This is a genomic window from Nocardia vinacea NBRC 16497 (assembly GCF_000308835.1).
Taxonomy (GTDB): Bacteria; Actinomycetota; Actinomycetes; order Mycobacteriales; family Mycobacteriaceae; genus Nocardia; species Nocardia vinacea.
The window spans coordinates 1-9608 of sequence record NZ_BAGN01000023.1 but is presented as its reverse complement, the minus strand read 5'-3'; the positions used below and the strand labels follow the sequence as shown (position 1 = coordinate 9608).

9 protein-coding genes are annotated in these 9608 nt (G+C 65.2%); 6 read left to right on the top strand and 3 right to left on the bottom strand.

The window, feature by feature from the left end:
• Nucleotides 1–24: 24 nt before the first annotated feature.
• The gene (locus tag ON44_RS03330; protein ID WP_040686300.1) at nt 25–1578 is read right to left on the bottom strand and encodes an acyl-CoA synthetase; all 1554 of its coding nucleotides are present in this window, start codon (nt 1576–1578) and stop codon (nt 25–27) included.
• A 22-nt stretch (nt 1579–1600) separates the two neighbouring features.
• On the bottom strand, nt 1601–2638 hold the full coding sequence (locus ON44_RS03325; RefSeq protein ID WP_040686299.1) for an LLM class F420-dependent oxidoreductase: 1038 nt from the start codon (nt 2636–2638) through the stop codon (nt 1601–1603).
• A gap of 115 nt (nt 2639–2753) precedes the next feature.
• Here ON44_RS03325 and ON44_RS03320 point away from each other — a divergent pair, with 115 nt between their 5' ends.
• From ON44_RS03320 to ON44_RS03300, 5 genes are read left to right on the top strand one after another with little or no spacing between them, the layout of a single operon-like run.
• Entirely contained in the window at nt 2754–3719 is a 966-nt protein-coding gene (locus ON44_RS03320; RefSeq protein WP_040686298.1) for a Zn-ribbon domain-containing OB-fold protein, read from the top strand.
• A gap of 10 nt (nt 3720–3729) precedes the next feature.
• Nucleotides 3730–4770, top strand: a complete 1041-nt coding sequence (locus tag ON44_RS03315) for a thiolase family protein (RefSeq protein ID WP_040686297.1) — start codon at nt 3730–3732, stop codon at nt 4768–4770.
• Nucleotides 4767–5936: a thiolase family protein gene (locus ON44_RS03310; RefSeq protein ID WP_040686296.1), complete on the top strand. Its 1170-nt coding sequence runs from the start codon at nt 4767–4769 to the stop codon at nt 5934–5936. Before ON44_RS03315 ends, ON44_RS03310 begins: the two co-directional genes overlap by 4 nt.
• Nucleotides 5937–5944: 8 nt before the next feature.
• On the top strand, nt 5945–6835 hold the full coding sequence (locus ON44_RS03305; RefSeq protein ID WP_040686301.1) for a TIGR03619 family F420-dependent LLM class oxidoreductase: 891 nt from the start codon (nt 5945–5947) through the stop codon (nt 6833–6835).
• Nucleotides 6832–7248, top strand: a complete 417-nt coding sequence (locus ON44_RS03300) for a nuclear transport factor 2 family protein (protein WP_040686295.1) — start codon at nt 6832–6834, stop codon at nt 7246–7248. Before ON44_RS03305 ends, ON44_RS03300 begins: the two co-directional genes overlap by 4 nt.
• 135 nt (nt 7249–7383) lie before the next feature.
• Here the strand turns inward: ON44_RS03300 and ON44_RS03295 are convergent, their stop codons facing one another.
• On the bottom strand, nt 7384–8691 hold the full coding sequence (locus ON44_RS03295) for a cytochrome P450 (protein ID WP_051181438.1): 1308 nt from the start codon (nt 8689–8691) through the stop codon (nt 7384–7386).
• Nucleotides 8692–8789: 98 nt separating this feature from the next.
• On the opposite strand from ON44_RS03295, the gene ON44_RS03290 reads away from it, so the two are divergent.
• On the top strand, nt 8790–9608 hold an 819-nt coding region (locus ON44_RS03290), incomplete at its 3' end, for a thiolase family protein (protein WP_040686293.1).

The window sequence follows — 9608 nt, the reverse complement described above, 5'->3', positions numbered from 1 at the left end:
AGCAACCGGCTGCGTGTGATGGCGTTACGACGCCGGGATGTAGCGGTCGCGGAGTTTGCGCTTGTAGAGCTTGCCGTTGGGATCGCGGGGCAGTTCGTCGAGGTAGTCGATGGAGCGGGGCATCTTGTACTTGGCCAATTGGGTTGCGGCGAAGGACATCAGCTCGGCGGTGAGTTCTTCGTTGCCCTCGACACCCGCGACCGGCTGGACGACTGCCTTGACCTCCTGGCCCCAATCCGGATGGGGCAGACCGAAGACCGCGACATCCTCGACCTTCGGGTGGGTGGTCAGCACGTTCTCGATCTCGGCCGGGTAGATGTTCACACCGCCGGACAGGATCAGATCGGAGCGGCGGTCGTGCAGGTAGAGGTAGCCGTCCTCGTCGAGGTGGCCGATATCGCCGACCGTGAAAAGGTCACCGACCCTTGCCTCTTCGGTCTTTTCCTTGGCGTGGTGGTATTCGAAGCTGGAAGTACCCATGCGCATGTAGACCAGACCGGTCTCGCCGGTGGGTACTTCGGAGCCGTCTTCCTCGCTCAGCACCTTGATCACCGACCAGGGCCAGGCCTTGCCGACCGAACCCGGCTTCGTCAGCCATTCGGTCCCGTTGATCACCGTGCCGCCACCTTCGGTGGCCGCGTAATACTCGGTGACCGTCGGACCCCACCATTCGAGCATCTGCCGCTTGGTCTCGGCCGGGCACGGCGCCGCGCCGTGCACCATGCTGCGCAACGAAGAAACGTCGTACTTGCCGCGCACCTCGGCGGGCAGCGCGAGCAGACGGTGGAACTGGGTCGGAACCATATGACTGTGAGTCACCCGATGCTTCTCGATGAGCCGCAGCATCTCCTCCGCGTCCCAGCGATCCATCAGAACGAGCTTGTGCCCCAACTGGATCGAGATGGTGGCGAAGTTCAGTACGGCCGTGTGATACAGCGGCGAACCACAGATGTGCACGTGCTCGTCGTAGGGCTTCAGGCCGAACAGACCGAAGAACGCGCTGGAATATGCCGGAACGACATCCGGGTCGGTGCCGGTGAGCGGACGCCGAACGCCCTTGGGACGCCCGGTGGTTCCGGAGGTGTAGAGCATCGGCGCGCCGGTGGTCCGGTTATCCGGCCGACCGGTATCGGCCGCACCCAGCCACGACACCGACTTGAAGCCCTCGATATCGCCGACCGCGAAACGCGCGGTCGCGGGCAGTCCGGCCTCATCCGCCGCGGCGATCGCGGCGGCGGCGAACCGATCACTGGCAATGAACGCTTTCGCCTCGCTGTCGGCGAGGATGTAGGCGACCTCCGGGCCGGTCAGATGCCAGTTCACCGCGACGATGTACAGCCCGGCCTGATAGGCCGCGAAGTAGGCGGCGACCGCCTCGACGCAGTTGTGCACCATGGTGACCAGCACGTCGCCGGGCTGCAAGCCGAGCGCCCGCAGTCCGGTGCCGTAACGGTTTGCGAGCGTGGCCAACTCACGATAGGTCACCTCGCGGCCGGATGGATCCACCATTGCGATCCGATCGGGTTCCGCGTTCGCGATGTTCCAGAGACCGAGAATTTCTACTGACTCCTGCGTCACGCTTACGAATTTAGAACGTGTTCTACATCTGTACAAGGGGTGCGAGCCTATGCAATTGCTCGATATCTGGAACCGACACCAGCATCTCGGTGACACCCGCGGCCTCCCAGACCCCGAGTTGCTTACGCACATGCTCCTCGTCGCCGATGATCGATGTATCCAAAATCAGCTCATCCGGCACCATGGCGGCGGCCTCGGCCTTCTTCCCGGATTGGAAAAGCCTGCCGATCTCGTCGACCTCGCGCTCATAGCCCATCCGCCGGTAGACCTGGGCGTGGAAATTCAGTTCGGGTGCACCCATGCCGCCGATGTAGAGCGCCATGATCCAGCGCATCCGCTCCAGCTCGCTCTTGGGATCGTCGGTGATCACCACCTGACAGCTCGCGGCGATCTCGAAATCCGCCCGCGAACGCCGTGCGCCCGCCCTGGCGAAGCCCTCGTCGAGCCAGTCGTTGTACATGCCGGCCAGCCGCGGTGCGTAGTAGATCGCTAGCCAGCCGTCGGCGATCTCGGCCGTCAGCGCCACATTCTTCGGTCCCTCCGCACCCAGCCAGATCGGCAAATCCGCTCGTAGCGGATGCACGATCGGCTTGAGCGGCTTCCCTAGTCCGGTGGCGCCGGGTCCGGTGTAGGGCAGCGGATACTGCGGCCCGTCATTGGTGACCGGCGCCTGCCGCTCCAGAATGCGGCGAATGATGCCGACGTATTCCCTGGTGCGCTGCAATGGCTTGGCGAACGGCTGCCCGTACCAGCCCTCGACCACCTGCGGCCCCGAAACACCGAGCCCGAGGATGGCCCGGCCACCGCTGAGATGATCCAGCGTCAGTGCGTGCATGGCCGTCGCGGCGGGCGTGCGCGCGGACATCTGCACCACCGAGGTGCCCAGCCGCACCCGATTCGTCGACGAGCCCCACCACATCAGCGGCCCGAAGGCATCCGACCCCCAGGATTCGGCCGCGAAGACCGCGTCGAAACCGGCCGCCTCGGCGGCGACCACGATCTCACCGGCATTCTGTGGCGGCTGCGCCATCCAGTACCCGAGTTGCAATCCGAACTTCATGGGAGACCTCTTTCCAGCCAACTTCTTGCCACCAGAATAAGAACCTGTTCTACTCGATATCGTGACTCAGGGGAATACCGCATCCGGGACAATCACGGATGAGAGAGGGTCGGAATTGAACACTGCCGCGCCCGACGTACTCAGTGCACCCCTTCGGGTGCAGTTCGACTACACGCGATCGGTCGGACCGATCATCGGCACCTTCCTGGCCAAGCTGCGCGCCCGCCGGATCGTCGGTGTACGCGGCTCGGACGGGCGGGTTTTGGTGCCGCCGCCGGAATACGATCCGGTCACCTCCGCACCGCTGACCGAATTCGTCGATGTGGCCGATACCGGCACCGTCCAGTCGTGGACCTTTGTGCGCGATCCGCTGCCCGGTCAGCCGTTCGACCGCCCGTTCGCCTGGGCCCTGATCAAGCTCGACGGCGCGGACACCACGCTGCTGCACGCCGTCGATGTTTCCACACCCGAGGACATCCACACCGGATTGCGCGTAGTCGCACGCTGGGCCGACGAGACCATCGGCAGCATCAAGGACATCGCCTGCTTCGAACCGGGCGAGACGTCCACCGCACCGGCGGAATCCAGCGCGGACGGCGAGCCGATCGAGGTGCTCATCACCCCGGTCGACCTGCACTACATGCACAGTGCATCGCCGCAGGAGACCATCTACCTGCGCGGTCTGGCCGAGGGCAAGCTGCTCGGCGGGCGCACGGACGCCGCGGGCAAGGTGTACTTCCCGCCGCGCGGCGCCAATCCGACCGACGGCAGGCCGACCGACGAAATCGTCGAACTGCCCGACCGCGGCATCGTCACCACCTTCTGCATCGTGAATGTGCCGTTCATGGGCCAGCGGATCAAGCCGCCGTACGTGGCGGCATATGTGCTGCTCGACGGCGCGGATATCCCGGTGTTGCACCTGGTGCTCGGTTGCGAGGCGAGCGAGGTGCGGATGGGCATGCGGGTGGAGGCGGTGTGGAAACCGCGCGAGGAGTGGGGCTTCGGGCTCAGCAATGTGGACCACTTCCGACCCACCGGCGAGCCGGATGCCGACTACGAGACCTACAAGCACCACCTCTGAGAGGCCCCCGTTGACAAACAACGCTACCGACATCGCGGTCGTGGGCTTCGCTCACGCACCGCATGTGCCGGAGACCTTCGGCACCACCAATGGTGTCGAGATGCTGGTGCCCATTTTCCAGCAGCTCTACGCCCGACTCGGCATTACCAAGTCCGATATCGACTTCTGGTGCTCCGGTTCCTCGGATTACCTTGCCGGCCGCGCCTTCTCGTTCATCTCGGCGGTCGATGCCATCGGCGCGGTGCCACCGATCAACGAATCGCATGTCGAAATGGACGCCGCGTGGGCGCTCTACGAGGCGTTCGTGAAACTCCGCTCCGGCCAGGCGCAGACGGCGCTGGTGTACGGGTTCGGCAAGTCCTCGGCGGGTACGCTGCGCCAGGTTCTGACCATGCAGCTCGATCCCTATCTGGTCACTCCGCTCTGGCCGGACGCACTGTCCATCGCGGGTCTGCAGGCGCAGGCCGGACTGGATGCGGGACGCTGGACCGAGCGCGATATGGCGGCGGTGGCCGCCGGTGATTCCGGCGATATCGAGACCCTGCTCGCCACACCGTATGTCGCCGACCCGCTGCGCGCACACGATGTCGCACCGGTCACCGACGGCGCGGCCGCCATCGTGCTCGCGGTCGGCGACCGGGCGCGCGAACTGTGCGAGCGTCCGGCCTGGATCACCGACATGGCGCATCGGGTGGACACCCCCAATCTCGGTGCCCGCGATCTGACCGTATCCCCGTCGACTTCGGCCGCGGCACAGTCGGTTACCGGCGGCGATACCAGCGGCTTCGATATCGCCGAACTGCATGCGCAGTTCAGCCATCAGCAGCTGATTCTCGCCGAGGCCATCGGCCTGCGGCCCGAGACCAAGGTGAATCCGTCAGGCGGCGCACTTGCCGCCAATCCGATGTTCGCCGCGGGCCTGGAGCGCATCGGCTTCGCGGCCGAGGCGATTATCGCGGGCACCGCGAATCGCGCGCTCGCCCATGCCAGCAGCGGTCCGGCCCTGCAACAGAACTTGGTAGCCGTATTGGATTCGGAGGCGAGCCGATGAGTTTCCCCGCTGCGGTGCTCGGCACCGGACAAACCCATCACGTGACGAAACGAACCGATGTGTCCATGGCGGGCATGTGCCGCGAGGCGATCGATCGTGCACTCGTCGACGCCGGACTCACCATCGCCGATATCGATGCGGTGGTCGTCGGTAAGGCGCCGGACTTCTTCGAGGGCGTCATGATGCCCGAGCTGTATCTGGCGGATGCGTTGGGCGCCACCGGAAAACCGCTGCTGCGCGTGCACACCGCCGGATCGGTCGGCGGCTCCACCGGTATCGTCGCCGCCAATCTGGTGCAGGCCGGGGTGCACAAGCGCGTACTCGCGATCGCCTGGGAGAAGCAGTCGGAATCGAATGCCATGTGGGCGTTGTCAGTTCCGGTGCCCTTCACCATGCCGGTCGGCGCGGGTGCGGGAGGCTACTTCGCACCGCACGTGCGTTCCTACATCCGTCGATCGAATGCGCCGGGCCATATCGGCGCGATGGTGGCGGTGAAGGATCGCCGCAACGGCGCGAAGAACCCGCTGGCACACCTGCACCAGCCCGATATCACGCTGGAGAAGGTGCTCTCCTCCCAAATGCTGTGGGATCCCATCCGATTCGACGAGACCTGCCCGTCCTCGGACGGTGCGTGCGCCCTGGTGATCGGTGACGAGGATGCCGCGAAGGCCGTCGAGGCCACCGGCAAGAAGGTCGCGTGGGTGCACGGCACCGCCATGCGCACCGAGCCGACCACCTTCGCCGGACGCGATCAGGTCAATCCACAGGCCGGACAGGATGCGGCGGCCGCACTGTGGCAGGCCGCCGGAATCACCGACCCGCTCAACGAAATCGATGTCGCCGAGATCTACGTGCCGTTCTCCTGGTTCGAGCCGATGTGGCTGGAGAACCTGGGCTTCGTCCCACAGGGCGACGGCTGGAAGCTCACCGATAAGGGTGAGACCGAAATCGGCGGCACCCTGCCGGTCAATCCGTCCGGCGGCGTGCTCTCCTCGAATCCGATCGGCGCCTCCGGGCTCATCCGATTCGCCGAGGCCGCCAAGCAGGTCATGGACCGGGCCGGGGACTACCAGGTCGCGAATGCCAAGAAGGCGCTCGGACACGCGTATGGCGGTGGGTCGCAGTACTTCTCGATGTGGGTGGTCGGCTCGGAGCAGCCGAACTGATGCCCCCGCTGAAGTTCACCGTCGGAATCGCGCTGAGTCCGCTGGAGCAGCTGCCGGAATTGGCGAAAACCGCTGAGGAGTGCGGGTTTTCGTCGATCGCCCTACCGGATTCGCTGTTCTATATGAAGTCGGCGGCGGCAAAGTATCCCTACACCGCCGACGGCAGCCGCTTCTGGGGCCCGGACACCCCCTGGGTCGACCCGCTCATCGGCGCGACCGCCATGGCGGCGGTGACCAGCCGGATTCGCTTCTACACCAACGTGCTGAAACTCGGATCGCGAAATCCACTGCTGCTTGCGCGCCAGGTGGGCTCGGTCGCCAACCTGTCCGGTAACCGGTTCGGGTTCGGCGTCGGAATCGGCTGGGCACCTGAGGAATTCGAATGGTGCGGCGTGCCCTACGCCGACCGTGGCGCCCGGGTCGACGAGATGATCGAGGTCCTCGAGCTGGTACTCGGCGGCGGCATGGTCGAGTACCACGGGAAGTTCTTCGATTTCGAGCCGCTGCAGATCAGCCCGGCGCCGAGCGAACCGGTGCCGTTCTACATCGGCGGCCACACCGCGCCCGCACTGCGCCGGGCGGCCAAGGTCGGCGACGGCTGGACCTCGGCGATGATGACCTACGACGAACTGTGCGTAACCATCGGCAAGCTCGGTGCACTCCGCACCGAATTCGGCCGGGAGCGTGTGCCTTTCGAGATCCAGGCGGTATGCATCGACAAGTTCGGGCGCGCCGGATATCAGGATCTGGCCGATGCCGGGGTGACCGATGCGATCGTGGTCCCGTGGCTGGCCGATGGCATCGGCTTCGACGGTGAGCTGGCGGCCAAACAGGAGTCGCTGCGCCGCTTCGCCGCGAAGAATATCGAGGACCCCATCGTCGCGAAGGCACGCGTATGAGTACTTCCGAACATCCAGCAAGGACCGCCGGACTTGCATCGCAGGCCGCGGTGCGGGCCAGGGATAAGCAGGCCTGGGTCGATCTGTTCGCAACCGACGGAATCGTCGAAGATCCCATCGGCCCTTCGGGTTTCGATCCGGAGGGCAAGGGCCATCGCGGCAAGGAGGCCATCGCGGCCTTCTGGGATATGGCGATCGCGAAGACCGATTCGATCGAGTTCCTGTTCGAGGACTCCTTCGCCTGCGGTAACGAGATCGCCTTCACCGGTCTGATCCGCACCAAGATGGGCGGGCACCAGATCGATGCCGAGGGCGTGTTCACCTACAAGATCGACGAATCGGGCAAAATCGCCGCGCTGCGGGCCTTTTGGGAGGTCGACCGCGCAATGTCCACGGCCGAGCCGATTACCTGAGCGCGCTGCCTCTCCCCTCGGAGGCAGCACAACAAGGGCCCCGCACCGGCTATTGGGCAAACCGGTGCGGGGCCCTTGTCTGTCACCGAAGGCCGGGGATCCAGGCTGCCGACACAAGCCTGGATTCCCGGCGATTCAGTGCGCGACCGGGCAGCCCGAGGGCTTGTAGTCGACCTGGAATTCCTTGACCCCGTTGAGCCAGCCGGACCGCAGCCGCTTGGGGTCACCGAGCTTGGTGATATCGGGCATGGCGTCGGCAATGGCGTTGAAGATCAGATCGACCTCCATCCGCGCCAGATTCGCGCCGATGCAGAAGTGCGCGCCGGTACCGCCGAAGGACAAGTGCTGGTTGTCCTTTCGCATGATGTCGAAGTTCTCCGGATTCTCGAAGACCTCTTCGTCGAAGTTGGCCGAGCGGTAGAGCATGACCACCCGCTGGCCCTTCTTGATCTGCACGCCGCCGAGTTCGGTGTCCTCCAGCGCCGTCCGCTGGAATGAGGTGACCGGGGTGGCCCAGCGAATGATCTCGTCGGCCGCGGTCGCCGGACGCTCCTTCTTGAACAGCTCCCACTGATCCGGATGATCCAGGAAGGCCGCCATGCCGTGCGTGATCGCATTGCGGGTGGTCTCATTGCCCGCAACGGCCAGCATGATCACGAAGAAGCCGAACTCCTCCGGCGTCAGCTCATCGCCGTCGACATCCGCCTCGATCAGTTTGGTGACGATATCTTCGGCCGGACATTCCTTGCGCGCCGCGGCCATTTGGTACGCGTAGCCGAGCACCTCGGCGGAGGCGGCGACCGGATCGGCCGTGCTCTCCGGATCGTCGTAGCCGGTCATATCGTTCGACCAGGTGAAGACCTTCCTGCGGTCCTCCTGCGGGATGCCGATCAGCTCGGCGATCGCCTGCAGCGGCAGTTCGGAGGCGACCTGGGTGACGAAGTCGCCCGCACCGTTCTCCGCCGCCTCCTTCACGATGGCCTCGGCCCTGGTCTTCAGTTCGGCACGCAGGCCGTTGATCACGCGCGGAGTGAAGCCGCGGGAGATGATCTTGCGCAGTTTGGTGTGCTGGGGTGCGTCCATGTTCAACAGGACGAAGCGCTGCAGTTCGATCTGCTCGCGGGTGATGTCGTCGTTGAAGCGCGGGATCGCGGTGTTCTCGAAGGTGGAGAACACCTCGCTGCGGCGCGAGACTTCCTTGACGTCGGCATGCTTGCTCACCACCCAGAAGCCTTCGTCGTGGAAGCCGCCGATCTCGGGGGGCTGCGGATTCCACCAAATCGGTGCGGTACGGCGCAATTCGGCGTACTCCTCGACCGGAACACGCTCGGCATAAATGTCCGGGTCCGTGACATCGAACCCATCCGGCAGATTCGGCCGGGCATTCCGCTGGTCTACCACCAGATGTCTCCTTCGACAAACTGAAACACGTTCTACAATCATTCAAGCATAAGCTGCATAATGAGGGAAGAACAGGACAGACTCCGCCGTATCGCGCGTGAACACACGTTTCAGTTTCTGTCCCAGAGGAAAGGTTGGACATGGGCACACCCGTCATCGTCGAGGCCGCTCGCACCCCCATCGGCAAGCGCGGCGGCTGGCTCGCCGGTCTGCACGCCGCCGAACTGCTCGGCCTCGCCCAGCGCGGACTGCTCGAGAAGGCGCACCTGGATCCCGCAGCGGTGGAGCAGGTCATCGGCGGCTGCGTCACCCAGGCCGGTGAACAGTCCAATAACGTGACCCGCGTCGCCTGGCTGCACGCCGGACTGCCGTGGCAGGTCGGCGCCACCACCATCGATGCACAGTGCGGCTCGGCGCAGCAGGCCAACCATCTGATCGCCGGACTGATCGCGACCGGCGCCATCGATATCGGCATGGCTTGCGGCGTGGAGGCGATGAGCCGAGTTCCGTTGGGCGCCAACGTCGGCGAAAATGCGGGCCCGCGTCGCCCGGCCTCCTGGAATATCGATCTGCCGAATCAATTCGAGGCCGCCGAGCGTATTGCCAAGCGGCGCGGCTTCACTCGCGACGATCTCGACGAACTGGGCGTCCGCTCGCAGCGGTTGGCCGCCCAGGCCTGGGCCGAGGGACGCTTCGATCGCGAGGTGCTCACCGTGACGGCGCCCGCCGTCGATAAGGAAGGCAAGCTCACCGGCGAAAAGCTGGACGTGACAAGGGATCAGGGCCTGCGCGACACCTCGCGCGAGGGCCTGGCCAAGCTGAAGCCGGTACTCGAGGGCGGAATCCACACCGCGGGCACCTCCTCGCAGATCTCCGACGGCGCGGCCGCTGTCCTGCTGATGGACGAAAAGGCCGCGCAGCGAGCGGGTTTGCGCCCGCGCGCGCGGATCGTGACCCAG